The 26,355-nt window shown below is 64.3% G+C and carries 23 protein-coding genes; 12 read left to right on the top strand and 11 right to left on the bottom strand.

Annotated elements, in window-relative coordinates; translation table 11 throughout:
- Positions 1–64 precede the first annotated feature (64 nt).
- The gene (gene tpiA, locus EWV37_RS00895; protein WP_129699441.1) at positions 65–880 is read left to right on the top strand and encodes a triose-phosphate isomerase; all 816 of its coding nucleotides are present in this window, start codon (positions 65–67) and stop codon (positions 878–880) included.
- 81 nt (positions 881–961) lie between these two features.
- A complete protein-coding gene (gene secG, locus EWV37_RS00890; protein ID WP_016996629.1) occupies positions 962–1,216 on the top strand; it encodes a preprotein translocase subunit SecG in 255 nt (84 codons plus the stop codon).
- Between the two features lie 957 nt (positions 1,217–2,173).
- Here the strand turns inward: secG and pgl are convergent.
- The 6 genes from pgl to tkt form a co-directional block, all read right to left on the bottom strand.
- The gene (pgl, locus tag EWV37_RS00885; RefSeq protein WP_129699440.1) at positions 2,174–2,944 is read right to left on the bottom strand and encodes a 6-phosphogluconolactonase; all 771 of its coding nucleotides are present in this window, start codon (positions 2,942–2,944) and stop codon (positions 2,174–2,176) included.
- Positions 2,941–3,900: a glucose-6-phosphate dehydrogenase assembly protein OpcA gene (locus EWV37_RS00880; protein ID WP_095797869.1), complete on the bottom strand. Its 960-nt coding sequence runs from the start codon at positions 3,898–3,900 to the stop codon at positions 2,941–2,943. Before EWV37_RS00880 ends, pgl begins: the two co-directional genes overlap by 4 nt.
- The gene (gene zwf / locus EWV37_RS00875; RefSeq protein ID WP_095797870.1) at positions 3,897–5,435 is read right to left on the bottom strand and encodes a glucose-6-phosphate dehydrogenase; all 1,539 of its coding nucleotides are present in this window, start codon (positions 5,433–5,435) and stop codon (positions 3,897–3,899) included. Before zwf ends, EWV37_RS00880 begins: the two co-directional genes overlap by 4 nt.
- Before the next feature lie 99 nt (positions 5,436–5,534).
- Positions 5,535–7,139 carry a glucose-6-phosphate isomerase gene (locus EWV37_RS00870; protein ID WP_129699439.1) on the bottom strand — a complete coding sequence of 535 codons (1,605 nt, stop codon included), beginning with the start codon at positions 7,137–7,139 and terminating at the stop codon, positions 5,535–5,537.
- A 52-nt stretch (positions 7,140–7,191) separates the two neighbouring features.
- Positions 7,192–8,298: a transaldolase gene (gene tal, locus EWV37_RS00865; protein ID WP_129699438.1), complete on the bottom strand. Its 1,107-nt coding sequence runs from the start codon at positions 8,296–8,298 to the stop codon at positions 7,192–7,194.
- Between the two features lie 91 nt (positions 8,299–8,389).
- Positions 8,390–10,501 carry a transketolase gene (gene tkt, locus EWV37_RS00860; protein WP_129699437.1) on the bottom strand — a complete coding sequence of 704 codons (2,112 nt, stop codon included), beginning with the start codon at positions 10,499–10,501 and terminating at the stop codon, positions 8,390–8,392.
- A gap of 413 nt (positions 10,502–10,914) precedes the next feature.
- Here tkt and EWV37_RS00855 point away from each other — a divergent pair, with 413 nt between their 5' ends.
- Complete coding sequence (locus tag EWV37_RS00855; protein WP_095798090.1) at positions 10,915–11,811, top strand: heme o synthase; 897 nt, start codon at positions 10,915–10,917, stop codon at positions 11,809–11,811.
- 130 nt (positions 11,812–11,941) lie between these two features.
- Entirely contained in the window at positions 11,942–12,856 is a 915-nt protein-coding gene (locus tag EWV37_RS00850; RefSeq protein ID WP_095797874.1) for a dihydrodipicolinate synthase family protein, read from the top strand.
- Between the two features lie 316 nt (positions 12,857–13,172).
- Here EWV37_RS00850 and EWV37_RS00845 read toward each other — a convergent pair whose 3' ends face one another.
- The 3 genes from EWV37_RS00845 to EWV37_RS00835 form a co-directional block, all read right to left on the bottom strand.
- On the bottom strand, positions 13,173–14,186 hold the full coding sequence (locus EWV37_RS00845) for a COX15/CtaA family protein (protein ID WP_129699436.1): 1,014 nt from the start codon (positions 14,184–14,186) through the stop codon (positions 13,173–13,175).
- Positions 14,187–14,337: 151 nt separating this feature from the next.
- Positions 14,338–15,120: an ABC transporter permease gene (locus EWV37_RS00840; RefSeq protein WP_129699435.1), complete on the bottom strand. Its 783-nt coding sequence runs from the start codon at positions 15,118–15,120 to the stop codon at positions 14,338–14,340.
- A complete protein-coding gene (locus EWV37_RS00835; RefSeq protein WP_380098538.1) occupies positions 15,117–16,115 on the bottom strand; it encodes an ABC transporter ATP-binding protein in 999 nt (332 codons plus the stop codon). Before EWV37_RS00835 ends, EWV37_RS00840 begins: the two co-directional genes overlap by 4 nt.
- 204 nt (positions 16,116–16,319) lie before the next feature.
- On the opposite strand from EWV37_RS00835, the gene EWV37_RS00830 reads away from it, so the two are divergent.
- The 6 genes from EWV37_RS00830 to EWV37_RS00805 all read left to right on the top strand — a co-directional run bounded on the left by EWV37_RS00830 (position 16,320) and on the right by EWV37_RS00805 (position 22,479).
- Positions 16,320–17,087 (top strand): helix-turn-helix transcriptional regulator, encoded by a 768-nt coding sequence (locus EWV37_RS00830; protein WP_238662976.1) that lies wholly within the window; start codon positions 16,320–16,322, stop codon positions 17,085–17,087.
- On the top strand, positions 17,080–18,555 hold the full coding sequence (sufB, locus tag EWV37_RS00825; RefSeq protein WP_095797877.1) for a Fe-S cluster assembly protein SufB: 1,476 nt from the start codon (positions 17,080–17,082) through the stop codon (positions 18,553–18,555). Before EWV37_RS00830 ends, sufB begins: the two co-directional genes overlap by 8 nt.
- A 1-nt stretch (position 18,556) precedes the next feature.
- Entirely contained in the window at positions 18,557–19,861 is a 1,305-nt protein-coding gene (gene sufD / locus EWV37_RS00820; RefSeq protein ID WP_095797878.1) for a Fe-S cluster assembly protein SufD, read from the top strand.
- Between the two features lie 45 nt (positions 19,862–19,906).
- Positions 19,907–20,668, top strand: coding sequence for a Fe-S cluster assembly ATPase SufC (gene sufC, locus EWV37_RS00815; protein WP_095797879.1), 762 nt, complete (start codon positions 19,907–19,909; stop codon positions 20,666–20,668).
- A 36-nt stretch (positions 20,669–20,704) separates the two neighbouring features.
- Positions 20,705–21,064 carry a metal-sulfur cluster assembly factor gene (locus tag EWV37_RS00810; protein WP_095797880.1) on the top strand — a complete coding sequence of 120 codons (360 nt, stop codon included), beginning with the start codon at positions 20,705–20,707 and terminating at the stop codon, positions 21,062–21,064.
- A gap of 167 nt (positions 21,065–21,231) precedes the next feature.
- Positions 21,232–22,479: an alpha-hydroxy acid oxidase gene (locus EWV37_RS00805; RefSeq protein ID WP_095798092.1), complete on the top strand. Its 1,248-nt coding sequence runs from the start codon at positions 21,232–21,234 to the stop codon at positions 22,477–22,479.
- Positions 22,480–22,843: 364 nt separating this feature from the next.
- Here the strand turns inward: EWV37_RS00805 and EWV37_RS00800 are convergent, their stop codons facing one another.
- Positions 22,844–23,338: a DUF6326 family protein gene (locus tag EWV37_RS00800; RefSeq protein WP_129699434.1), complete on the bottom strand. Its 495-nt coding sequence runs from the start codon at positions 23,336–23,338 to the stop codon at positions 22,844–22,846.
- Positions 23,339–23,500: 162 nt separating this feature from the next.
- On the opposite strand from EWV37_RS00800, the gene EWV37_RS00795 reads away from it, so the two are divergent.
- Positions 23,501–24,649, top strand: a complete 1,149-nt coding sequence (locus tag EWV37_RS00795; RefSeq protein ID WP_129699433.1) for a sensor histidine kinase — start codon at positions 23,501–23,503, stop codon at positions 24,647–24,649.
- Entirely contained in the window at positions 24,646–25,293 is a 648-nt protein-coding gene (locus EWV37_RS00790; RefSeq protein ID WP_129699432.1) for a response regulator, read from the top strand. The genes EWV37_RS00795 and EWV37_RS00790 overlap by 4 nt, the downstream gene beginning before the upstream one ends.
- 12 nt (positions 25,294–25,305) lie before the next feature.
- On the opposite strand, the gene ypfJ is transcribed toward EWV37_RS00790, so the two are convergent.
- Positions 25,306–26,235, bottom strand: a complete 930-nt coding sequence (ypfJ, locus tag EWV37_RS00785) for a KPN_02809 family neutral zinc metallopeptidase (protein ID WP_129699431.1) — start codon at positions 26,233–26,235, stop codon at positions 25,306–25,308.
- Between the last annotated feature and the right edge of the window lie 120 nt (positions 26,236–26,355).

The raw sequence follows: 26,355 nt of genomic DNA, 5'->3' as shown, positions 1-26,355 counted from the left end.
TGAGTGCCGCGCGGGGCCTGTGTTACGGCACGGGCCCCGCGCGGTTTTATTCGAAGGAGAAGCTATGACCAGCAAGACCGATGGAAACTTTGACCGCACACCCCTGATCGCGGGCAACTGGAAGATGAACATGGACCACGCACAGGGCATCGCTCTGTTGCAGAAGCTCGCGTGGACCCTCAAGGATGCCAAGCACGACTTCCAGCGCGTCGAGGTGGCCGTGTTCCCGCCGTTCACCGACCTCCGTTCGGTGCAGTCCTTGGTCGAGGGCGACGGCCTGCAGATCGTCTACGGTGCCCAGGACCTTTCGGATCAGGACTCGGGCGCGTACACCGGTGACATTTCCGGTGAGTTCCTGGCCAAGTTGGACTGCACCTACGCATTGGTGGGTCACTCCGAACGCCGCACCGTGCATCACGAGTCGGATGAGCAGTGCCGCGACAAGATTCGTGCGGCCATTCGTCACAAGCTGACCCCCATGCTGTGCATCGGTGAGGGTCTGGACGAGCGTCAGTCCGGCAACCACGTGACGTTCACGTTGGAGCAGCTGCGAGGCAGTCTGGCGGACCTGAACAAGAAGGAGCTCGAGGGCCTCGTTGTGGCCTACGAGCCCGTGTGGGCCATCGGAACCGGTGAAGTGGCCGGCCCGGAGGACGCTCAGGAAATGGCGGCTGCGATCCGAGAGGAACTCGGAAAGCTCTACAGCGAGGACTTCGCTCAGGCCACCCGCATTCTCTACGGCGGTTCGGTCAAGTCCTCCAACGTGGCCAACATCCTGGGCGGCTCTGATGTGGACGGTGCCCTGGTGGGCGGCGCCAGCTTGGATGCGGAGGAGTTTGCTAAGATTGCACGGTTCGAGCAGCATCTGCTCAGCAACTAGGCATTCCAGTGAGCGGCCCGCGGTGAGAATCCGCGGCGCTCCTACGGTCGATCAGCGACTCCCGAGGAATTGAGGCTTTACGTGGAGATCCTGCAGCTTGTTCTGCAAGTGGTCATTGTGGTCACCAGCATCCTGTGCATCATGTTCGTCCTGCTCAACAAGGGCAAGGGCGGCGGCTTGTCCGACATGTTCGGCGGCGGCATGACCCAGTCACTCAACACCTCCGGAGCGGCCCAGAAGAACGTGGTTCGCATGACCACCGTCCTGGCCATCGTATGGGTTCTCGCCATCGTCGGGTACGCCCTGTCCTTGCGGTTCGCGCCGCCGGTCGTCTGATCGTCTAAAACGTAGCCAAGGCCCGGAGACTTCGGTCTCCGGGCGTTGTGCGTTTAACGCTCGTACCCCCGCGACATTTCGGGCAGAGCTTCGCAGCTGATGACCACCATGACTCACAACCAGTCTGACAATGGGGGATGGGCACATTTCAGGCACGGGTTGGCGGCGGTGGCATAAATGGCCGAGGTTCGCACAGCTACGACGGTTTTAGCAGCGATCCTCTGCCAAGTATGTCCACCGGCGCCGAAGTCCTGGAGTGTGCCCGGTAGCCGGAGGCGAGGGGGCCCTCTTTCACGCCTCAGGTGGCGTTAGAACGCACAGGGAGACGGCCGAGAACTTTGGCGCCAAACCTCGCACGTCTTAGGTGCCGCCGGAACCGTTGATGTCATCTGACGCGTCGGTAGACCCCTTCTGAGCCTCCGGAAAGGTTCTAGGGACACCTCAGATGGGTTGGCGGGTTCTTGTGGCTCCCACGATGTCAACGTGAACTGGGCTCGAGGCGCCGGGGTGCGTCGTCGTCGCTGGTGGACAATGAAAGGGTTGGGACAGAACTAGGACTGTGGTCGGCAACATCTCAGGTAGAACTTCGTGACTGACGACCAGGGGTGCGGACATTCCAGGCACGGGTTCGCGGCGGTGACATTTTTGGCAGACGTTCGCAGAGCTACAAGGGTTTTAGAAGCGATCCTCTGCCAGAAATGTCTACCCACGCCTCAGGTGCCGCCGGAACCGATGATGACATCTGACGGGCCGGTAGAGCCCTTCTGAGCCACCACTGGAGGGGTTCTACCGGCCCGTCAGGTGTAGCGGTGGGTTCTCCCGGCACCTGAGGCGCGTTAGAGGTGAACATGACGTGGAAACGGGAGAGGGCCTGTCTACGCTTCAGGTGCAGTGGAGGGTTCTAGCTCCGACCAAGGTGCGCGGGTGCAGCGCGGGAGCATGAGGAAGAGCGGTCCCTTAGCCCTCGGGGTCCTGGGGGAGACCGGGGAGGGCGTCCTCCGTCACCAGCAGAAGCGTCTCTTCGGTTCCGCGGACGGCGCTGCCGGGGGCGGACTGGGGGGTGGCCTCGGGGTCACGGATGGCCGCGAGGGCTTCGGCCTTGGCGCTGCCGGCCACCAACAACCACACTCGTTCCGCCGAATTGATCGCGGGAAGAGTCATGGTCACTCGTGTGGGGGGTGGTTTGGGGGAGTCATGCACCGCCATCACAGGGGTGCTGGTCACGGTGACCTCTTCTCGGCCCGGGAACAAGGATGCCACGTGAGTGTCCGGACCCAGGCTGAGCAGCATGAGGTCGAAGTACGGGAGTCCGCTATCCGACCCTTCCTGCTCGGCCGCGGTGGCGAGTTCCTCGCGGTAATCGGCGGCGGCTTCCTCGGCAGTCGACATCTCGTCGGAGGCGGCGATGGGGTGAATCCGGTCCCATTCGAGATCCAACTGGCCCTGGGCGGCGTCGGCGGCCTGGACCCCGTTGCGTTCGGAGTCAGCGCCGGGCACGAACCGTTCGTCGGACCACCAGACGTTGACGCGCGGCCAGTCCACCAGGGCGGAGTCCGGGTCGTTGGCTATCGCCTGGATCACCTTGTTGCCCATGCTGCCGCCGGTGAGGACCAGTGTGGCCTCGCCGCGCTCATCCTGGGCTTGCTCGAGCACGGTGATCACGCGTCGTGAGGTCTCCTGAGCGAGCTCCTCCTGACTGCCGTGAGGGACAATGCGGGCGTGGTTCACTGGGACTCTTCTCCATCCATTGCGTCTTCGACGGCCTCTTCCAACTCTGCACTGACCATGGCCTTGGTGATCACGTCTCCGTAGACCTCGTCCGGATCCAACCGACGCAGTTCTTCGGCCAAGCACACGTTGAGGTCGCGGACCGGCATGGCGATCTGCTGATCGGGCTGACCGGGCTGCTTGAGAACCGCCACCGTATTGCCGGGTCTGTGCAGTTCGATGGGGCCATCGTCCGTGACCAGGGTGACCCGGTCCATCCCGGGCCGTTCGGTCTGGGTGATGAACTTCGCTTCGCAACCCAGGGCATTGGCCAGCCACACGCCCATAAGAACGACAGACGGGGAGCGCTCGGCACCCTCGACAATGACCTCGCGGACCGGCACGGCACCGATCTGATCGAAGACCGCCGCGAGCTGGATCCGCCAGCTCGTGATGCGGGTCCACGCCAGGTCCGTGTCACCCGGGCGGTACTGCTGGGACAGCTGCTGCAGTGACTTGAACGGGTCATCCGCCCGGGCGGAATCGGTAATGCGGCGGTGGGCGATCTTACCGATGGACGAGTCGCCGGGGGAGTCCGGGAAGTCATGGGGCCACCACGCCACAATGGGCGCGTCCGGCAGCAGCAATGCAGAAATCAAGGTCTCGGTGGGCTCGGCCAGTTCACCGTAGCCGTGCAGGATGATCACCTCGGAGGCACCGGCGTCCCCGCCCATGCGCAGCTGGGCGTCCAAGCGGGTGGCCTCATTCGCGGAATGCGCCACGTGCACGATGATCCGGCAGGGGTGCTCGTGGCTCGCGAAGTTCGCGGCCTCGATCGCCATTTCCGAGTGGCCCGCGCGGGCCAGGATCACCAGCGTGAGCACGCGGCCCAGCGTAACCACACCGTTTTCGTCCCGCAGCGAGTGCAGCTTCTTCTCGATGGTCGATGTGGTGGTGTTTTCCATTTGTACGATCACGGTCGCCTCCAGACACGTCCGTCGCGAGCCATGAGCTGATCCGCGGTTTCGGGGCCCCAGGACCCCGGTGCGTAAGCGTCAGGCCTGATGTGGTGCTCGGCCCAGTAGTCCTCGAAGGGATCAAGGATCTTCCAGGACAGCTCGACCTCGGAATGGTCCGGGAACAGCGGCGGCTCGCCCAACAGGACATCCAGAATCAGCCGCTCGTATGCTTCTGGGCTGGACTCGGTGAAGGCATGGCCGTAGCCGAAGTCCATGGTCACGTCGCGGATCTCGGACTGGGTGCCGGGAACCTTGGAGCCGAAACGAATGGTCACGCCTTCATCCGGCTGAATGCGGATCACAATGGCGTTCTGACCGAAGTCGTCCTTGTCCGGGGAACGGAACAACAGGTTGGGCGATTTCTTGAATACCACGGCGATTTCCGTCACCCGGCGGCCCAGCCGCTTACCCGCGCGCAGGTAGAACGGGACGCCCGACCAGCGGCGGTTGTTGATCTCCAGCCGCAGGGCCGCATAGGTCTCGGTGCGGGAATCCGCAGGGATGTCCTGTTCCTGATGGAACCCCTTGACCTCGGCACCACCCTGCAGTCCAGCCGTGTACTGGCCCAGCGCCGAATACGCGCCGAGATCCTCGGGCAGGATCACCGACTCCAGGACCTTCGCCTTTTCGCGGCGCAAGTGGTGCGCGGAGAACGCCGGCGGCTCCTCCATCGCGGTGAACGCGAGCAATTGCAGCAGGTGATTCTGAATCACGTCGCGGGCAGCACCCACGCCGTCGTAGTAGCCAGCGCGCGACCCGATGCCGATGTCCTCGGCCATGGTGATCTGCACGTGATCCACGTAGCGGGCATCCCACAGCGGCTCGAACATCTGGTTGGCAAAGCGCAGCGCCAGAATGTTCTGCACCGTCTCCTTGCCCAGGTAGTGGTCGATGCGGAAGACGCTGTCCGCTGGGAAAACGCGCTCCACAATGGCGTTGAGTTCGCGCGCGGATTCGAGGTCGTGGCCGAACGGCTTCTCGATGACCACGCGACGCCAGCCCTCGCTGCCGTTGCTGTCGGCCAGATCGTGGTCGGCCAGCTTCTGACACACCACATCGAAGGCCTTGGGCGGAATCGATAGGTAGAACGCGTGGTTGCCCCGCGTACCACGGGACTCGTCGAGTTCGGTGAGGGTCTCGGCGAGACGTTCGTAGGCGGCGTCGTCGTCGAAATTACCGTGCACGAAACGCAAGCCGGACGCGAACTGCTCCCACATGGCCTCGTTGAACGGGGTGCGGGCGTTGTCCGCGATCGATTCCTTGACGTACTCGGCGAACTGCGCGTCGTCCCATTCGCGGCGGCCGAAGCCCACCAGCGAGAACGACGGCGGCAGCAAACCGCGGTTGGCCAGGTCGTACATGGCCGGCAGCAGCTTCTTCTTGGCAAGGTCGCCGGTTACGCCGAAAAGCACCAAGGACGACGGCGCCGCGACTCGCGTCAGGCGCCGGTCCCGGGGATCCCGGAGCGGATTGCTGGTGTTGTGGTGAGGCACAATGCTCCCTGACTCATCCGGACCAACGGACCGGGGCGTTACGACGATTGCGTAATGCCCCGGTCCGCGGCGACCGGAAAACTATGAATGGTAACGATCTTAGAGCTCGGCTGCGGCCTTCAGGAGCTGCTCGACGCCGGGCGAACGGTCGGTCAGACGCAAGCGCAAGACCGGGCGGTGGTGATCCGTGAGGACCTTGGCGTCACCGTCGGCCTGGGCGGAAATCAGCTCGCCGAAGGAGAACGGGATCTCGGGGATGTCCACGTCCGTGTCGGTGGCGGCCGTGATCTGCAGGTAGACGCCCTGGGCCGGACCGCCCTTGTGGTACTGACCGGTCGAGTGCAGGAACCGGGGTCCCCAGCCGAAGGTGACTGGGCGGCCGGTCTTCTCGGCCAACACCGGACGGATCTCCTCAAGTTCCGCCCAACCCAAACGGTCGAAGTAGGCCTGCACGCTGACGTAACCGTCCTCGGGCAACTGACCCAGAAGGGCCTTGAGAGCCTCGGGAACCGTGGTGGCGCCCTGGAGAACCTGCTCGGAACCGCGGATCTCGATGGAGCCGTCCGTCGCTTCTGCGGGGGTCGGCTCGGGGGACGAGGCCAGCAGTTCACGGGTGGCGTTCTTGGCGGATTCCACGTCCGGCTGGTTGTAGGGATCGATGCCCAACAACTGACCGGCCACGGCGGTGGCCACCTCGAAGGCCATCATCATGGCGGCCAAGGAACCGGAAATGGCCACGGCGTCGCCGTTGTCCACGGGCTCGGCGTCCTCCGAGACGAGGGATACCACAAGAATGTCGGCTGCGCCGCTGGACAGCTCCGGCGCGCCTTCGGACACGACCACGGGGAGCACGCCGGTACCGGACTTACCGGTCGACTCGGCGATCAGCTGCTCGGCCCAATCCGCGAAACCAACTACTGGAGCGCCGTCGTTGACGATCACGATCTTGTCGCGCAACGGTTTGGTGCCGCCCAAGGCAGCGCCCAGGCGAAGGCCGATGTTGTCCTCGTCGTCATCGCTGAGGAATTCTGCGGCTTCCTCGGCGTCGTCCAGGAGCTGCTCGATGTCTGCCCCGGCCAAGCCGGAGGGAACCAGACCGAACGCGGTGAGCGCGGAGAAACGGCCACCCACGTTGGGGTCGGCATTGAAGACCTTGCGGTAGCCGGCCTCCCGTGCGGAACCGTCCATGGGCGACCCCGGATCGGTCACGACCACGATCCGCTGCCGCGCCTCAATGCCGGCCTTCTCGAAAGCGGCGACGAACGCACGCCGCGCCGAATCGGTCTCCACGGTGGAACCGGACTTGGACGAGACCACCAGGGCGGTCTCGTCCAGGTCCTGCAACGCCAACTGCACCATTTCGGGATCGGTGGAGTCCAGCACGAACAGCTCAACCCCCTCGGAGCGGGTGATGACCTCGGGCGCCAGGGAGGAACCGCCCATGCCCGCCAGTACGAATCGCGTGACCCCCTCGGATGCGAAATCATCGCGCAACTGCAGGATCTCGGCCACGAGGGGACGAGACACCGTTGCGGCCTCGGTCCAGCCCAGGCGAATCTTGGCCTCCTCTTCGGCCGCGGGCCCCCACAGGGTGGGGTCCTTGTCGAAGAGCTTGGACGCAAACTGTTCCTCGACCAAGCCTGGAACCTTGGATTCGATGGCCTGACGCGCGGCGCCTGCCGCAGACAATGACAGTGAGCTCATGAAGAGCCTCCTCGTGGGTGCGATGCGTGCTGGTGGGTTGGCGGTCAGTGAATCAGCGGGCGTTGTCCAGGGCGGTACGCACCGTCTCCAGCAGCTCGTCCCAGGACTTGTCGAACTTGTCCAGGCCCTCGGTCTCGAGCTGATCCACCACGTCCTGGTAGGAGATGCCCTGTTCGGCGATCGCATCCAGGAGCTCGTTGGACTCCTGGTAGGTGCCGGTGACGGTGTCCCCTGTGACCTCACCGTGGTCGAAGGTCGCGTCCAGGGTCTTCTCCGGCATGGTGTTCACCGTGTTGGGAGCCACGAGCTCGGTCACGTACAGGGTGTCCGGCAGGGTCGGGTCCTTGACGCCGGTGGAGGCCCACAGCGGACGCTGCGCATTGGCACCCGCGGTTTCCAGACGCTTCCAGCGTTCGGTGGTGAACTGCTCTTCGTAGATCTGGTAGGCGAGGCGGGCGTTGGCCAAGCCGGCCTTGCCCTTGAGCGCCTTGGCCGCGTCGGTGCCGACGGCGTCCAGTCGCTTGTCGATCTCGCTGTCCACGCGGGACACGAAGAACGAGGCCACGGAGTGGATGGTGGACAGGTCCTTGCCGTTGTCGAGGGCCTCTTCCAAGCCCAGCATGTACGCGTTGATCACCGCGCGGTAGCGTTCCAGCGAGAAGATCAGGGTCACATTCACCGAGATGCCCTCCGCGATGGTTGCCGTGATCGACGGCAGGCCTGCTTCGGTCGCGGGGATCTTGATGAGCGCGTTGGGGCGGTCGATCGTCTGGGACAGGCGCTGTGCCATGGCTGCGGTGGCGTCGGCGTCCTGGGCGAGTCGGGGATCCACCTCGATGGATACGCGGCCGTCCACGCCCTGGGTGGCTTCGGCGATCGGAGCGAAGACGTCGCACGCGTCGCGGACGTCGTCGGTGGTGATCGTGAAGACGGCCTCGTCCACGTCCGCGCCGGACTGGGCGAGCTCGGAGACCTGCTCCGCGTAGGACTCTCCGTTGGCCAGAGCCGAGGCGAAAATCGTGGGGTTGGTCGTGACACCCACAACGTTCTTGGTGTCGATCAGTTCCTGCAGGTTTCCGCTGGTCAACCGCTGACGGGACAGGTCATCGAGCCAGATGGAAACGCCTGCGTCGGACAACTTCTTGGTGGGAGTGCTCACTGTGACTTCCTAACTCATTGCTGGAAATTCTGGTAGTGCCGTTCGGGTGCGGCCGGTCGTGCCAGCTGCACCCGCACGGCAAGGGGGAGAATCAGCGCGCGGCGGCGATGGACTCCTGAGCCTTGCTGACCACGTCCTCGGCGGTGATGCCGAACTCGCGGTACAGGGTCTTGTAGTCGGCGGACTCACCGAAGTGCTCGAGGGACACGGCGCGTCCGGCGTCGCCCAGGATGTCGTTCCAGGACATCTTGACGCCGGCCTCAACGCTCACGCGGGCCTTGACGTCCGAGGGGATCACGGATTCGCGGTAGTCCTCGTCCTGGGCGTCGAACCATTCGCGGCACGGCATGGAGACCACGCGAGCGGCCACACCCTGTTCGGCCAGCTGCTGACGTGCGGCGACGGCCAACTCGACCTCGGAACCGGTGGCGATCAGCACAACGTCCGGGGTGGACTCGGTGTCGGCCATCACGTACGCACCGCGGGCCACGCCCTCGGCGGAGGCGAACTTCTCGCCCTCGGCGTCCGGGTGGAGATCCACACGGGCGAAGGTCGGCAGGTTCTGACGGGTCAGCGCGATACCGGCGGGGCGGTCGTGGTGCTCGAGCATGGTGCGCCACGCGACAGCGGTTTCGTTGGCATCCGCCGGGCGCACGACGTCCAGGCCCGGAATGGCACGCAGCGCGGACAACTGCTCAACCGGTTGGTGTGTGGGGCCGTCCTCGCCCAGACCGATCGAGTCGTGGGTCCACACATAGATGGACGGCACCTTCATGAGCGCGCCCAGGCGAACCGCGGGGCGCTGGTAGTCCGAGAAGATCAGGAACGTACCGGAGAACGCACGGGTCTGCGTGCTCATCACAATGCCGTTGACAATTGCTGCCGCCGCGTGCTCGCGGATACCGAAGTGCAGCACACGACCGTATGGGGATCCTTCCCACATGTCGGTGGAGCGGTTGGCCGGGATAAAGGACTTGGCGTTGTCGATCGTGGTGTTGTTGGAGCCGGCGAGGTCTGCCGAACCGCCCCACAGCTCGGGGAACGTGTCGGCAATGGCGTTGATGACCTGACCGGAAGCCTTACGCGTGGCCACGTCCTTGCCCGCCTCGAAGGTCGGGAAGGCGGCAGCGTAATTCTCGGGCAGCTGCTCCTCACGGATGCGGTCGTACAGGGCGGCCTTGTCCGGGTTGGCCTCACGCCACGCGGCGAAGGACTTCTCCCACTCGGCGCGTTCTTCCTTGCCGCGCTCGGCCACGGAGCGCACGTGCTTGAAGATCTCGGGCTCGATCACGAAGGACTCGGCGGTGTCGAAACCGAGGATCTCCTTGACGGATGCGACCTCTTCTTCGCCCAATGCGGAGCCGTGGATGGCGCCGGTGTTCTGCTTCTTGGGCGCGGGCCAACCGATGATGGTGTTCAGCGCGATGATGGATGGCTTGTCCTTGACCTTGGTGGCCGAGATGATCGCGTTGTACAGCGAGTCGAGGTCTTCCTTGTACTCGCCGCCGTTGCGCCAATCAACACGGGCCACGTCCCAGCCGTAGGCCTCGTAACGGCCCAGGACGTCCTCGTTGAACGCCACGTTGGTGTCGTCCTCGATGGAAATGTTGTTGTCGTCGTAGATCACGACCAGGTTGCCCAACTCCTGGGTGCCGGCCAGTGACGAGGCCTCGGACGTGATGCCCTCCTGCAAGTCACCGTCCGAGGCGATCACAAAGATGTTGTGGTCGAACGGCGAGGTGCCGGGAGCGGCGTCGGCGTCGAACAAGCCGCGCGTGTAGCGCTGGCCGTAGGCGAAGCCCACCGAGGAGGCCAGGCCCTGGCCGAGCGGGCCGGTGGTGATCTCCACGCCGGTGGTGTGGCGGTATTCGGGGTGACCGGGGACCTTGGAGCCCCAGGTGCGCAAGGACTTGATGTCGTCCATTTCCAGGCCGTAACCGGAGAAGAACAGCTGCAGGTACAGCGTCAGTGACGTGTGGCCGGGGGAGAGGATGAACCGGTCGCGGCCCGTCCAGCGGTCGTCACTGGGATCGTGACGCATGATCTTCTGGAACAGCATGTAAGCAACGGGCGCCAGGGACATGGCGGTGCCGGGGTGACCGTTGCCCACCTTCTGCACGGCGTCGGCGGCGAGTACACGCGCGGTGTCCACGGCGCGGGCGTCCTGTTCGGTCCAGTTCAGCGGTTGCTCAAGGTTCGGCACGGTGGCAAGTCCCTTTCATCGGTGCGGTACTCCACTGCGGCCTGGGGCTCGACGACGTCGCGTCGGCCAGACCACACGGGTTTCAGCGTTAACCTTAGTCCCGCAGCCGAGGCGGCGTCAGTGTCTTGTGCTATCGGTGAATCACGTGCCCGGACGTGCTGTTGATCACCCGGAAATTACGCATTATGACGGCTATACTTCTGTGTGGGTATAGGTACGCGTTCGGAAGGCGGTATCTGCCCCGTACGGCTCGAAATACCACGGCGCCGGATTCGATTAGTTGGAGCATTGATTCTGTGAACCCCCTTGATACCGCGGCACAGTCGGGTCGAAGCGCATCGCAGGCCTCTCACGGCCACGGTGCCACCGGCTCTTCCATCGGCACGGTAGCGCCGGTGGGGTACGAGGGGCCCATGACCGCGGGGCGCAAGATCAAGGCTTACGTGGCGCTCACCAAGCCCCGCATCATCGAACTTCTGCTGGTCGCCACCGTACCGACCATGATTTTCGCCCAGCAGGGCATGCCCAATTTCTGGCTGATCCTGAACACGCTGATCGGCGGCAGCCTTGCGGCCGGCGCGGCCGGAGCGTTCAACTGCTACATCGACCGCAACGAAGACCGGCTGATGAAGCGCACCGCGCGTCGTCCGTTGGTCACCGGTGAGGTGGGCGATCGCGAGGCCCTGATCTTCGCGTGGGTGCTGTCCGCCGTGGCGGTGGCGTGGCTGACCATTGGTGTCAGCGTGCTGTGCGGTGTGCTCGGCGTGATCGCCATTGCGTTGTACGCCGTGTTCTACTCCATCATCTTGAAGCGCCGCACCGCGCAGAACATTGTGTGGGGCGGCATTGCGGGTTGCATGCCGGTGCTCATCGGTTGGGCCGCTGTCCGCGACACCATTGAGTGGCCGGCCCTGGTGCTGTTCATGTTCATCTTCCTGTGGACCCCGCCGCACTACTGGCCGCTGTCCATGAAATATGCCGAGGACTACTCCCGCGCCGGTGTCCCCATGCTGGGCGCCGTGGATACCGCCCGATCGGTGGGCGCTCAGGTCGTGCTCTACGCCTGGGCCACCGTCATCTGCTCGCTGCTGCTGGTTCCCGTGGGTGGCGCCGGTTGGGTGTACGCACTCATCGCTCTGGCCTCCGGCGGCTGGTTCCTGTACCACTGCCACAAACTGCACTCCATGGCGCAGAGCGGCAAGCCGACCCTCAAGCAGGCGATGTTCGTGTTCCACGGTTCCATCGCTTACATCACCTTCGTGTTCGTGGGCGTGGCTCTCGACCCGTTCATCGGCGGCCCGATTCTCTGATCCTCGGTTCCTGACCCGCCGCCACCAACTGGCCGGGCGCGGACTGACGGTACCCGCTGCGCGGACTTCCTGACTCGCGGGCGTCGTTCCTTGTCACGGAATCCGTGTAAGGCTCACCTAAACTAGCTCCATGCAGTCCATGACTTTTTCCGGTGTCATTGCCTACCCCATCACGCCCTTCTTGCCGGGCGGCGGTTTGGACCTGGAGTCATTGGAGCTCAGCGTGGCCAAGTTGGCGCGCAGCGGCGTGGACGGCGTGGTGGTCCTGGGAACCTCCGGCAGCTTCGCGTACTTGAGCGCCGAAGAACGTGCCCAGGTCGTCAAGGTGGCCGTTGACGCGGCGTCGGGCTCGGAAACACCCGTGGGGGTCGGAATCTCCGCGATGACCACCCGCGAGGTCATGACCATGGCCTACGCGGCGGAGAACAACGGCGCGGACGGGCTGGTGCTCAACCCCCTCAGCTACATTCCGCTGGTTTCGCAGGAGATTGCGGATCAGGTCGAGACGGTTGCGTCCTCACTGTCGCTGCCGCTGTGCCTGTACAACAACCCGGAGACCACGGGCTTCAACTACCCTGTGGAGCTGGCCGCGGAATTGTCCTGGCTGGACAACGTGGTGGCCTTCAAGGACACCGTGGCCACGGGTCGGCTCTTCCACTCGCGGCAGCTGCTCTACTCCCAGCGAGCGGATCCCACCACGGTCCACGGGGTGAGTGGCGACCAGATCATTGTGTCCGACTACCCGATGGCCCCGTGGCACACCGGCATGGCGGCGCTGCTGGCTCCAGAGTTCGTGGCCTTCCACCGCGCGGTCATCCACCATCGCGCCAACGAGGCCGCGTTGTGGAGCGCCACGTTGGCACCACTCATGCAACTCATGGGTTACGAACGCCCACTGTCCGCGCTTTACGCCCTGGCCGAAGTGTGCGGAGTCCGCACCGGCGCACCTCGTCGCCCTTTGCTGCCGATTCCCACCCGCAGCAAGCGCCTCCTTGCCGACGCCGTGGAACAACTGCGCTCCGCCGCCCCACACATCGCGGACTGACCACTTTCGATCGACGACGCCGCTCGGTCGCCTCGCGCCGCTCGGTACCGGGTACGTGGCCCGACATATGAGGGGTCCTTAGAACCCTTCATGACACCTGAGGAGCCGTTGCGACCTTTCTGCCGCCCCTGGAGGGTTCCTCCGGCACCTCAGGTGTAAGCGGCGGTTCTTCCAACACCTGAGAAATGATCCGCGGGACAGGGGTTCTGAGCATTTGATGTGTCGTTAAGACTTCGCCAAACACTAGAGGTGCCGTTATGACCTTTCTGCTTGCGCGGAAGGGCTCTAACGGCACCTCAGGTGATTGCTGGCTGACTTAGAGGACCGGCTCCGTGACGTCGCTGTCGCGGGCGATGGCGCGATCGGCGTTGGCCTCGGTGGGATCCTTGGTGACCTGGAAACTGATGGAGCACACGCGAGTGGCTGCCCAGATCATGATGGCCGAAAGCACCATGTGGATGGCCACGGACAAAATCGGCACGTTGTTGAGGTACTGGTAGTAACCGACCAGGGCCTGCAGCACCAGGACACCCGCCAGCAGCACGTACGCGCGGACGAGGACCTTGGGCCAGTTCTGCTTCATGCCCAGGATCAGGGCGATGATCACAGCGGCGACGATCAAGTACACGGGAACCACGTGAGTGAAGGTGATCAGACGGGGTTCGAAGGCGAGACGGGCGGAGTCCTCATCGCCGGCGTGGGGGCCGGTGCCGGTGACCAGGGTGCCCACGTAGAGGATCATTGCGGACAGCACACCCACGGCCGTGGCGAGAATGCGGACGGTCTTCTCTCGTCCGGGGAGCTGACCGGGGCGTTGCGCGTAGGCCACGGTGGCCAGGCTTGCTCTGCGTGTATCGAGAACCAGGAGCGTGGCCAGCGAGATCATGATGGCCGAGACGATATAGTGCACGCCCACCACCAAGGGGTGCAGCTGTACCAGCACGGTGATGCCACCGATCAGCGCCTGCACGGGAATGCCGATACCCAGGAGCAAGGCGAAGAGAAACATCCGGGGGAACTCATGACGCAGGCGCAACACGGCGATGAACGTCAGGACGGCGACAACCGCCAGCACGAACGTGAGCAAGCGGTTACCGAACTCAATGAGTCCGTGGATGCCCATTTCCGGGGTATTGGTCCAAGAATCGTCGGTGCAGCGGGGCCATGTGGGGCAACCGAGCCCGGAGCCGGTGAGCCGGACCAGACCACCGGTGAGGATCAGGAGGCTGTTGGCCACCAGGGACGCGATGGCCAGCGCGCGAACCCAAGGGGTCACGGTGGAAGGCCACCAGAAGTTGTCGGTGGCGGACGGGGAAACGGTGGCAGACATGGCGGTGCTTCCAGATGCTGGTGGATGAGGTAGGGAAAGTCTAGCGGCCGAGCCGGGGAATCAGCTCAACGGATCGAGCGTCGATTCGGGTGTCAGCCTGGGCCTCGAAGCACGCAAGGGAGCGCCCAGCGGTTTGAACAGCAGAGTGGGCCTAAACCCACTTGAACCACTTCACAGTCGCGGCCCAGCTGAGCACTGCCCAGACGGCCAGAACCAGAGCGGGCAGTAGGGCGAACTGGCCTGCCAAGAAACAGCTGCGGAGCAACTCACCCGCGGCAGCGGAGGGCAGCAGATCGACCAGCCAGGAGATCCAACCCGGCAACGCGGAGGTGGGGAACAGCACGCCTCCACCGGCGGCAAGCGCGACCCACACAAGATTGAGGATCGCCAGGGTGGCCTCGGCGCGCAGCGTGCCGGCGATCAGCATGCCCACTCCGGTGAAGGCCACAGCCACGAGGAGCAGAAATGGAATGGAGCCGAGCACGGCCAGTGGGTCCGGGCGCCATCCCATGAGTGCGGCAGTGCCGCCGATCAGGATGTACTGCAGGGCCAGTACCACGATGATGGCGAGCAGTTTTCCGGCAATCAGGCCGCCGCGGCCCAAGGGAGTGGTGGACAGGTAGCGGAGCACACCGTATCGGCGGTCGAAACCGGTTTGGATGCCCTGGCCCGAGAACGCACTGGAGATCACACACAGCACGAGCACGCCGGGCACGGCAACGTCCAGGCGGGTGGCGCCGTCGGGCCGGAACGAATCGAGCAGGTCCGTGACCGTGAGACCGATCAGTGCCAGGATCGGCAGGATGATGAGCAGCAGGAACTGCTCCCCGTTGCGCACCATGGTGACGGTCTCGTAGCGGGCTTGTGCCGCGACCCGGGTGGGTAGGCTCGCGGCGCGAGTGGACTGTTGAGCGGCTGGGGCCAGAGTGCTCATCGGGGATCACTTCCTGAGACTTCCAAGAACACGTCCTCCAAGGAACGGGGCTGCACGCTGAGGGCTTCGGGAACGGAATCATCCAGGGTGGCCCATTCCGTGATGTCGCGAATCTGGGGTGCCGTAAGTTCACCCGTGAGTGTCACGGTGCGGTCCTTAACGGTCCATTCAATGTCGCGGAAGGACTCTGCCTGCCACGGTGGGCGCTCGCGCAAGTCCCTAGCACGGGCCTCGGGCAACGTCACGGTCATGACCACGGGCGCGTGCTGTTCCGCGCTGACCAGGTCCGCCACCGTTCCCTGCGCGGCGACCGAGCCGTGATGAACGATGTAGACGTAGTCGGCCAGCCGAGCGGCGTCGTCCATGAGGTGGGTGGTCAAAATGATGCAGGTGCCGGCATCGCGTAACTGGGTAATCAGGTCGAACACGATCTGACGCGACTGGGGATCAAGACCCGCGGAGGGCTCGTCCAGGAAGAGGACGTCGGGGCGGCCGATGAGCGCGGCGGCCAGTCCCACGCGCTGGCGCTGGCCACCGGACAGGCGCCGGATCGAGGTGGTGGCGAACGGCTCGATACCCAATAAATCGACCAATTCGTTCACCGGCCGGGGTTCCTTGTACAGCCGGCTCACATGGCGCAGTAATTCCATGGGGCGCACGGCCTGGGGGAGTCCACCGTCCTGCAGCATGACGCCCACGCGAGCACGCAGTTCTGGCGAGGCCTGCCACGGGTTTTCGTCCAGCAGCCGTACGGTGCCCGACGACGGGCGCAACAGACCCTGAGCGCACTGCAATGTGGTGGTTTTGCCGGCGCCGTTGGCTCCCAGGAGTGCAGTGACCTGCCCGCGGTGGGCCGCCATGCTGAGCCCGCGCACCGCGTGCACCTGCCGACCCCTGCGCTCGAACTTTTTGGACAGATCCGTGATGTGGAGAGCCGGAACCTGGGAACCGGCGTCGAAATCCGGTGCAGACTGTGTGGGAGCAGGGTGGTTCAGCACCACGACAGTCTATGCGGTGACACCCGAACCTCTCGTGTGAGACGGCTCCCATTCGCGGATCGGAGGGCCGTGTTGGATTGGGAATGGATTAGCGCATATCCTTGTTGTGTATTGCAGATCCGCCCAGGTGTGGATCGTGACCAGAGGCCGAGCATCGACAAGGCCCGCAACGCAATCAATCTTGAGGATGTCCCACACAGTATGAGTTCCCAAGCAACGGAACACGCCACTCCGGTGCGCGCAGACCACGACGAGACCACTCGTTCGCGGGTGCTGTCTCTGGTGCTTGCTCACGGTCCCGTCTCCGCGGCGCAGATTGCCAAGGATCTGGGGCTCACTCCGGCTGCTGTGCGCAGGCACTTGGACGCCCTCGAGGCCGAACAGATCATTGAAGTGTCACTGGTCCGCACCACCCAGGGCGGTGCCGGTCGTCCGGCGCGCCGCTACGTGGTGGCCGCGGAAGGCCACGACCAACTCGGTAACGACTACCTCAGCCTGGCTCGTAAGGCCATGCACACCCTTGAGGAGACCGGCGGCGAAGAACTGGTCCACGAATTCGTGGCCGAACGCATCCAAGAGATGTCGGAAAGGTACCGTCCCGTGATCAACGCGGCCGGGCCCGACGTCGAAGATCGCCTCAACGCCTTGACCGCCGAAATGAGCCGTGATGGCTTTGCCGCCTCCCACACCGTGGTGACCCCCCGAGGTCCCAAGGGCGTGAGCATGCGCTCGGCCCAGCTGTGCCAGGGCCACTGCCCCGTGCGTGAAATCGCCACGGAATACCCCGATTTTTGCGAACTGGAAACGTCCATGATCGCCCAGTTGCTGGGCGTGGACGTGCGCAGGCTGTCGACCATGGCCGCCGGTGCGCATGTTTGCACCACACACGTACCGTTGCAGCGCCGCTCAACGGCATCGACCACCACAACTAACCAACAACCGCACGACAAGGAGGGTTGTCATGACTGAGCGCACCGTTCCCGCAGACACCGCGGGTAACAAGCCAGAAGACACCGTGATCTCCGAGATCCTGGAAATGAACCCGGAGCTCGAGGGGATCGGCCAGTACCAGTACGGCTGGGCAGACAAGAATGACGCCGGTGCCTCGGCACGCCGCGGCGTTGACGCCGATGTGGTCCGTGATATCTCGGGCAAGAAGAGCGAACCCGAGTGGATGCTCAACCTGCGCCTGAAGGGCCTGAAGTTCTTCGACCGCAAGCCCATGCCCACGTGGGGCGCGGACCTGTCCGGCATCGATTTCGACAACATCAAGTACTTCGTGCGTTCCACCGAGCAGCAGGCCGGTTCGTGGGAAGAGTTGCCCGAGGACATCCGCAACACGTACGAGAAGCTGGGCATCCCCGAGGCCGAGCGTAACCGCTTGGTTGCCGGTGTGGCCGCTCAGTACGAGTCCGAGGTGGTCTACCACCAGATCCGTGAGGACCTGGAGCGCCAGGGCGTCATCTTCATGGACACCGACACCGCGCTGAAGGAGCACCCGGAGTTCTTCGAGGAGTACTTCGGCACCGTGATCCCGGTGGGCGACAACAAGTTCGCCGCGCTGAACACGGCCGTATGGTCCGGCGGTTCATTCGTGTATGTGCCCAAGGGTGTTCACGTGGACATCCCGCTGCAGGCTTACTTCCGTATCAACACGGAGAACATGGGCCAGTTCGAGCGCACCCTGATCATTGCCGATGAGGACTCCTACGTTCACTACATCGAGGGTTGCACCGCGCCGATCTACAAGACGGACTCCCTGCACTCCGCCGTGGTGGAGATCATCTGCAAGAAGAACGCTCGCGTTCGCTACACGACCATCCAGAACTGGTCCAACAACGTGTACAACCTGGTGACCAAGCGCGCCATTGCACACGAGGGTGCCACCATGGAGTGGGTCGACGGCAACATCGGCTCCAAGGTCACCCAGAAGTACCCGGCCGTCTACATGACCGGTGAACACGCTCGCGGTGAGACCCTGTCCATCGCGTTCGCCGGCGAGGGCCAGCACCAGGACACCGGTTCCAAGATGGTGCACATTGCTCCGAACACCTCATCCTCCATCGTCTCCAAGTCGGTGGCTCGTAACGGTGGCCGTTCCGCGTACCGCGGTCTGGTCCAGGTGCGTGAGGGTGCCAAGCACTCCAAGTCCAACGTGGTGTGTGACGCCTTGCTGGTGGACACCATTTCCCGTTCGGACACCTACCCGTACGTGGACATCCGCGAGGACGACGTCACCATGGGCCATGAGGCCACGGTCTCCCGTGTGTCCGAGGAGCAGCTGTTCTACCTCATGCAGCGCGGTATGGCCGAAGAAGAGGCCATGGCCATGATCGTGCGCGGCTTCGTGGAGCCGATCGCCCGCGAGCTGCCCATGGAGTACGCCCTTGAACTCAACCGCTTGATCGAATTGCAGATGGAAGGATCCGTTGGCTGATATGTCCACAACCGACCAGACCGTACGACACGGTAAAGAAGCCGCCGACAAGGTGGACGGTGTCCCCACGGGTGAGGATCGCGTTGCCATTCCGGGCATGAGCCAGGAAGGTGAGGTCCTCCAGGAGGGCCGCAACCAGGCCGGTGAGCCGGAGATCAAGCACACCAAGCACGGTGACATCTCCGGTGTCCCGGACTCCTCCCGCGCGGGCCGTTTCTCCTCTTACAAGGTGGAAGAATTCCCCAAGCTGACCTCCAAGCTCGAGGACTGGCGGTTCACTCCGCTCAAGCGCCTCAAGGGCCTGGACGAGACTGAGCTGACCGGTGCGGCACCCGCCGTCGAGGTCGTCTCGGGCGAGGGCCAAGTCACCGTGACCACCGTGGGGCGCGACGACGCTCGCATCGGTAAGGCAGGCATCCCGGAGGATCGTGTTTCCGCCAACGCGTGGAGCGCCTTCTCCGAGGCCACCGTCATCTCCGTCCCGGCCAACGTCGAGGCCGATCAGCCGCTGCTGGTCGACATCAACGGTTCGTCGATGGACCCGGCGGCTCAGCACATCGTGATCGAGACCGGTGCCAACTCCAGCGCCCTGGTGGTGCTGCGGCACCGCGGCCAGGCCGTGCTGTCCCAGAACGTCGAGTTCCAGGTGGGCGAGGGCTCCAAGCTGACCGTCGTGTCGATCCAGGAATGGGACGACAACTCGGTGCACGCGTCCGCTCAGCAGGCGAAGATCCAGCGTGACGGTTCCCTGAAGCACGTGCTGATCTCTCTCGGTGGAGATCTGGTGCGCGTCACGCCGTCGACCCGCTTTGCCGCCCAGGGTGGCAACGTGGAAATGTACGGCCTGACCTTCGTGGACGAGGGCCAGCACCTCGAGTCGCGTCTGTTCGTGGACCACTCGCAGCCGCGCTGCCGCTCCCGCGTGACCTACAAGTCCGCACTGCAGGGCGAAAACGCGCACGGCGTGTGGGTGGGCGACGTCCTGATCCGCGCCGAGGCCGAGGGCACCGACACCTACGAGCTCAACCGCAACCTGATCCTCAACGACGGACCCCGCATGGACTCCGTTCCCAACCTGGAGATCGAAACCGGCCTGATCGCCGGTGCCGGTCACGCATCCACCACGGGTCAGCTGGATGATGAGCACCTCTACTACCTGATGTCTCGCGGTATCCCGGAGGAAGACGCCCGCCGCCTGGTGGTTCGTGGCTTCCTGTTCGAGATCATCCAGCAGATCGGCGTGGAGTCCATCGAGGAACAGCTGCGTAACAGCGTTGAAGAAGAGCTCGCGCGTCACGAGAACTGACTCGTAGACCGCCCACACACACTTTTACCCAAGGAGAATCACCACATGTCTGTATTGGAGATCAAGGACCTCCACGCGTCCGTCATCCTGGACGACGAGACCACCAAGCCCATCCTCAAGGGCGTGAACCTCACCATCAATTCCGGTGAAGTGCACGCGATCATGGGCCCCAACGGTTCCGGTAAGTCCACTCTGGCTTCCACCATTGCCGGTCACCCCAAGTTCCAGGTCGATTCCGGGTCCGTGACCCTGGACGGCCAGAACGTCCTGGAGATGTCCGTGGACGAGCGCGCCCGCGCCGGTCTGTTCCTGGCCATGCAGTACCCGGTCGAGATCCCCGGCGTGACGACCTCGAACTTCCTGCGTTCGGCCAAGACCGCCATCGACGGCGAGGCTCCCTCGCTGCGCACCTGGACCAAGGACATGAAGGCTTCCATGGAGAAGCTGAAGATCGATCCGGCCATGATCCAGCGCAACGTCAACGAAGGCTTCTCCGGCGGCGAGAAGAAGCGCCACGAGATCCTCCAGCTGGAGCTGCTGCGCCCGAAGATCGCTCTGCTGGACGAGACCGACTCCGGTCTTGACGTGGATGCTCTCAAGGTCGTCTCCGAAGGCGTGAACCGTGCGCTCACCGAGCAGAACACCGGCATCATGCTGATCACCCACTACACCCGCATCCTGCGCTACATCAAGCCGCAGTTCGTGCACGTCTTCGCGGACGGCCGCATTGTGGACGAGGGTGGCCCCGAGTTGGCCGATCGCCTTGAAGAAGAAGGCTACGACCGCTACATGAGCGTGGCCAAGTAACCAGCTTTCCACCACTTCGCTTGAGGAGGGTTCCATATGAGCGAAACCACCGAGACAGTCACCACTGAGGCCCCGGGCCCCAACGGTCAGCCGTCCCTGGCCGAGGTCAAGACCGCGTTGGAAAACGTGATCGACCCCGAGCTGGGTGTCAACATTGTTGACCTGGGCCTGCTGTACGGCCTGGTCTACCAGGACGACAATTCGTTGCGCCTGGACATGACCCTGACCACGGCAGCGTGCCCGCTGCAGGACGTGATCGAGGAACAGGTTTCGCAGAACCTGGGAACCATCATTGACGAGTGGCACGTGAACTGGGTCTGGATGCCGCCGTGGGGTCCCGAGCGGATCACCGAGGACGGGCGCGATCAGATGCGCGCCCTGGGCTTCAACATCTAGTCCGGTTCTCAGCAGCGCGAGGGCGCGGGGTCTTTGACCTCGTGCCCTTTCGCGTGCCCGGGCTTTTGGTTCTTTCGACGACGACGCCGCTCGCTTCCTTTCCTGCCTCCCGGTACCTCCGGTGTTAGGTTCGGATTCAAAGACGTGATCTACGAGAGGATGTGGCCGTGGAACGACGACTGCCCCAAATTTCCGAACTCAAGCCGCTCATGCAGTTCGGCAAGTTCAATCCTGACCGCAGGGCCGCTCGGCTCGCGAAGGCTGCCGATATCGAGGCACTCAGGGCGATTGCGCGGCGTCGTACCCCCAAGCCCGCGTTCGACTACGTGGACGGCGCGGCCGGCCTGGAACTGACGTACAAGCGCAGCCGCGAGGCCTTCGAGTCCGTGGAGCTGCTGCCCAGAATCCTGCACGGCACCGCTGAGGCGGACCTCTCGACGGAGATCGCCGGGTACCGCAGCGCCCTGCCGTTCGGGATCGCGCCCACCGGCTTCACCCGCTTCATGCACAGCGAGGGTGAGATCGGGGGAATGAAGGCGGCTGCCGAGGCCGGGATCCCGTTCTCGCTCTCGACGATGGGTACCCGTTCGATCGAAGAAGTCCGCGACGCCGCCCCCGATGCCGCCCGCTGGTTTCAATTGTACCTGTGGCGCGATCACGAGGCCTCACGCGAACTGATCGTGCGGGCCAAGGCCGCCGGGTACACGAACCTGATCGTCACCGTGGACACTCCCGTGCCCGGAAATCGGCTGCGCGATGACCGCAACGGCATGAGCATCCCGCCCAAGCTGACACCCAAGACCGTCCTAGATGCTTCCTACCGGCCCGAGTGGTGGTTCAACTTCCTCACGACCGACTCTCTGAAGTTCGCGTCCTTGGCGGACACATCCCACATGGTGGCGGAGCTGATCGGCAAGATGTTCGATCCGAGCCTGTCTCTGGAGGACCTCGCGTGGATCCGCGAGGAGTGGGACGGGCAGTTGTTCGTCAAAGGCATCCTGACCGCCGAGGATGCTCGCCGCGCCATGAGCGTGGGCGCCGACGGGTTGATCGTGTCCAACCATGGCGGCCGCCAGCTGGATCGGGCGCCCGTGACGCTGACGAGCTTGCCGGAGATCCGCGCGGAAGTCGGTCCGGCTGTGCCGCTGATTCTGGATTCGGGCATCATGTCCGGCACCGATGTTGTGGCGGCCCTGTGTGCGGGTGCGGACTTCGTGCTGATCGGGCGGGCCTACCTCTACGGCCTGATGGCCGGGGGACAGCAGGGTGTGACCAGGGCGATCGAGCTGCTGGAGAAGCAGATCCGCACCAACATGCTGCTCATGGGCGCCGGTTCCATCGCGGACCTCGGCCCCGACTGCATGCGAGCGCCGTGGCTGAACACCTCCCGAGATGAGCGAGCCCTCCTGGACTGACCTCGGCTGACTGGTTCGACTGAGATTGCCGTCTTCTGAGCCTCCATTCTGAGGATTCAGGGCTGACAGAGTGAGGCTTGAGCAGAGGCCTTGGAGTGCGGAGTCTCAGGGGAGGAAAACGTAGCTGCGAAGCGTGAGGTGAGGAAGCTGCACAGATTCGGCGAGGATTCGACGTTTGCCTCCCCTGAGACTGCTCCACTGCATTTCCCTCACATTGGATTTGCTGCACTGGCGGATTCGACGAAACAGTCGTCCGGTTTGGCCGGACCGACGTGCCGACGGGGGCCCTGGGAGGCCCCCGTGCGACGTCGTAGTGAATGTCGGTTTCGAACTGGACGGGCTGTTCTCGCGCTCACGCTTGCTACTAGGCGCGAACGACATCTCGATCCGGACTGGCGGACATGGCTGCGTTGGTCGCGGCCGGCCGGGTGCGGGGCCAGGTCCAGGCGTACCGCAGGACGAGGATGAGAAGGATGACTTCCAGTGCGACTCCCAGGCTGTAGAAATATATCCAGGACCCGCCGAACTCGCCCACCGCGTTGAAAGCGGCGAAGGGGATTTGTACCGAGGCGGCAATCAAGTTGGCGATGCGACTGGCCCGAGCGGGCAGGATTGTCGACAGGACGACCATCAAGATCGGGATCGCCAAGAGAGACAGCGCCGTGATGGCCCAGGTCTGGGTGATGTCGAGTCGCCAGACGGTGCCCGCCAGGATGTCAGTGACCACTCCGGGCTTGTAGAACGCGAGAATGTCCACGTAGACGTACAGGAACATGAAGCTGGTCCACGCTGCAGCGAGCTTGAATCTGACCGGGACGCGCTGCTCGTCCAAGGCGGTGGCGGGGTGATGTGTTCTCATGACGGGCTCCGTTGTGGTGGTGTGGATCGGTAGTTCCAGAGTCGCTGAGTCCGTCGGCGGGCACATCGGCCCGGAGGTCGGAGTTGGCCCGGCCGATGGCACGGCGAGGCCCTCGTACTTTCCGCCGATCCGCCCCTGCCGCGCTGTCTCTAGACTGGATGAATGGTGACCAAGGCGCTGCACGCGTTGTGGGCCGAGCCTCGACAGGCGAACCCTCCTCAGAGGGTGTGGCGGGACTGGGCACTCTTCGCGGTGTTCGTCGCGTGGACTGTGGTGGAGGTGGTGCTCCGCCAGGACCTTCTCCCGCTCCCGCTGGTGCTCCCCGCCATGTTCGTAATCCTCACGCCCCTGTGGTGGCGCCGCACTCACCCACTGGCGACAGTTGCTATTTCTTTCGGAACGCTGATCGCCTTCGACGTCGCGAGGATCCTCACCGGCGAGGCGGCCTATCTGCCGGGGAGCATCTCGGGCGTGCTCGTCTTGGCCTACGCGTTGTTCCGCTGGGGATCCGGCCGCGAGGCGACGATCGGACTGGGGGTCATCCTGGTCTGGTTGGGTATCACCAGGGTCGCTGACGCGACCAGTACGCCGGATGCGGTGGCTGCCTTCGCCTTCTTCCTGTTCGCCGCAGCCCTGGGCGCTGCCATTCGCTACTACGCGTATACGCGTGCCCGGGACATCGACCAGGCCAAAGCTCGGGAGCGCGAACAGCTGGCGCGGGATCTCCACGACACGGTCGCCCACCACGTCTCCGGGATCGTCATCCAAGCCCAGGCCGGCCGGGCCGTCGCCACGTCCCACCCCGAGCGTGCCACCGAGGTCCTTGCCGTCATCGAAGAGGCCGCCTCGCGAACCCTGACCGAGTTGCGCAGCATGGTCGGTGTCCTGCGCACCACTGAGGGCGCGGACTTGGCGCCACGCCGGGGCGTGGCGGACCTGGGGCAGCTCACGGGTGAAACTGACGGAGGGCCACAGATCGACATCGAGCTGTCCGGTGATCTCGACGATCTCAGCCCGGCGGTCGGGGCGGCGCTTTACCGCTTGACCGAGGAGTCCGTCACGAACGCGAGACGGCACGCACGCTATGCGACGCGGGTGGCCGTGCGCGTCGTCGGCGACGCCGAGCATGTGCAGTTAACGGTAGATAACGACGGCGCTCTGGGCACGGTCGGCGGCAACCCATCCGGTTACGGCCTGGTCGGCATGCGCGAACGCGTCAAGCTGCTGGGTGGCACGTTCGACGCCGGCCCCAACGCGAGCGGTGGCTGGCGAGTCGAAGCGACGCTGCCCAAGAAGGGCGTTTCCCCATGACCATTCGGGTACTCATTGCCGACGATCAGGACATCGTGCGCACCGGCCTGACCATGCTGCTCAACGCCCAGCCGGACATCGAGGTCGTGGGCGCAGCCAGCGATGGGCGACAGGCGGTTCGTCTAGCGCGTGAGCTGCGCCCGGACGTGTGCCTGTTCGACATCCGCATGCCACTCATGGACGGAATCGAAGCCACGCGCCAGCTCGCCGGACCGGAGGTCGCCGACCCCCTGCCGATCGTCGTGATCACCACTTTCGACCTGGACGAGTACGTCCATGGCGCGTTGAAGGCCGGTGCTCGAGGGTTCCTACTCAAGGATGCAGGTCCCGTGCTGCTGTCCCAGGCGATTCACGCGGCAGCAGACGGTGATGCTCTGATTGCTCCGAGCGTCACGGTCCGCCTCCTCGCCACGTTTGCACGGTCGCATCAGGAGTCGCCCGCGCAACCGATAGAGCCGCTCACCTCGCGTGAGGAGCAAGTGCTCCTCACGGTGGCGCACGGCCGAACCAACAGCGAGATCGCGGACGAGCTCCACATCAGTCCCAGCACCGTGAAGACCCATTTGGCCAGCCTCATGCGCAAGCTTGACGCACGTAATCGGGTCGAACTCGCGATGTGGGCTCATGAGACCGGCCGCACGTGAGGATCGCAACGACTAGCTCTGCAACCCCGCCGGGCGGTCCAGGTTGCGGGCGCGGAAGGTGTCGCACTGCTTGATGTCACCGGTTTGGTAGCCGGTCAGGAACCAAGCCTGTCGCTGCGCCGAGGAGCCGTGGGTGAAGGACTCGGGGTTGGCCCGGCCCTGGGTGGTTTCCTGGATCCGGTCGTCGCCGATGACCTCTGCAGCGTTGAGCGCGTCGGCCAGCTGTTCCTTGGTGATCGGTTCCAGGCTTACGCTGCCGCCGGGCTGGGACGCGTGGTGGGCCCACATGCCGGCATAGCAGTCGGCCTGCAGCTCCACCCGCACGGCACCGGAGTCGGCACCCTGCGGGTCCTGTTGGGCAATACCCAAGTTGCCCTGCAGGTTCTGGATGTGGTGGCCGACCTCGTGCGCCATCACGTACTCCTGCGCCAGGGCATTGGCACTCGCACCGAAGCTCTCGCGCATCTGGTCGAAGAAGCCGACGTCCAGGTACACGGACGTGTCGGCCGGGCAGTAGAACGGGCCCACCGCAGCCGATGCCTGGCCGCAGCCGGATTGTTCCACACCTTCGTAGAGCATCACACCGGGGCGCTGGTACCGTTCGCCGGTGGCCTCGGGATAGTAGGCACCCCAGAATTCATTGAGGGAGTTGACGGTGGCGATCTGACGGCAGTCGTCGTAACGATCGGCATCGGCTCCGGTCTGGCAACGTTCGGCCAGCTCGCGGTCCTGTTCCTCCACGCTGGTGATCGAGCCCTGCTGCTGTTGCTGCTGGCCACCACCGGTCACCATGTCGATGCCGTCCTGGCCGAACAGCAAACCCGCCACGACCAGCAGGATGATGCCGCCCAGGCCACCACCGACCGCCACGCCACGGCCACCGCGTCCGCCGCCGGACCCTACCTGCGACGTATCCAGTCGCGAGTTGTCATTGAAACTCATGAGGGAAGCATAAGTCGCACCCGTGCGTTTCCGGTCGTGTCGCGCGTCAGAAATTTACGACGCCGCCCGGTCACGGTTCCGAGCATGGGCGAGACAACGAGGCGACCACCCGCGTCTAGA

Source organism: Kocuria carniphila (genome assembly GCF_004136555.1).
Taxonomy (GTDB): domain Bacteria; phylum Actinomycetota; class Actinomycetes; order Actinomycetales; family Micrococcaceae; genus Kocuria; species Kocuria carniphila.
The sequence above is the reverse complement of the archived record's forward strand: the minus strand, read 5'-3'. Positions and strand labels throughout refer to the sequence as shown.

Coding starts and splice junctions, on each gene's coding strand:
- EWV37_RS00850 (WP_095797874.1), top strand. CDS start 11,942: ATGCAGTCCATGACTTTTTCCGGTGTCATTGCCTACCCCATCACGCCC.
- EWV37_RS00795 (WP_129699433.1), top strand. CDS start 23,501: ATGGTGACCAAGGCGCTGCACGCGTTGTGGGCCGAGCCTCGACAGGCG.
- EWV37_RS00855 (WP_095798090.1), top strand. CDS start 10,915: ATGACCGCGGGGCGCAAGATCAAGGCTTACGTGGCGCTCACCAAGCCC.
- EWV37_RS00845 (WP_129699436.1), bottom strand. CDS start 14,186: ATGTCTGCCACCGTTTCCCCGTCCGCCACCGACAACTTCTGGTGGCCT.
- EWV37_RS00790 (WP_129699432.1), top strand. CDS start 24,646: ATGACCATTCGGGTACTCATTGCCGACGATCAGGACATCGTGCGCACC.
- ypfJ (WP_129699431.1), bottom strand. CDS start 26,235: ATGAGTTTCAATGACAACTCGCGACTGGATACGTCGCAGGTAGGGTCC.
- EWV37_RS00870 (WP_129699439.1), bottom strand. CDS start 7,139: ATGAGCTCACTGTCATTGTCTGCGGCAGGCGCCGCGCGTCAGGCCATC.
- sufC (WP_095797879.1), top strand. CDS start 19,907: ATGTCTGTATTGGAGATCAAGGACCTCCACGCGTCCGTCATCCTGGAC.
- EWV37_RS00800 (WP_129699434.1), bottom strand. CDS start 23,338: ATGAGAACACATCACCCCGCCACCGCCTTGGACGAGCAGCGCGTCCCG.
- sufD (WP_095797878.1), top strand. CDS start 18,557: ATGTCCACAACCGACCAGACCGTACGACACGGTAAAGAAGCCGCCGAC.
- EWV37_RS00840 (WP_129699435.1), bottom strand. CDS start 15,120: ATGAGCACTCTGGCCCCAGCCGCTCAACAGTCCACTCGCGCCGCGAGC.
- EWV37_RS00830 (WP_238662976.1), top strand. CDS start 16,320: ATGAGTTCCCAAGCAACGGAACACGCCACTCCGGTGCGCGCAGACCAC.
- EWV37_RS00810 (WP_095797880.1), top strand. CDS start 20,705: ATGAGCGAAACCACCGAGACAGTCACCACTGAGGCCCCGGGCCCCAAC.
- tpiA (WP_129699441.1), top strand. CDS start 65: ATGACCAGCAAGACCGATGGAAACTTTGACCGCACACCCCTGATCGCG.
- sufB (WP_095797877.1), top strand. CDS start 17,080: ATGACTGAGCGCACCGTTCCCGCAGACACCGCGGGTAACAAGCCAGAA.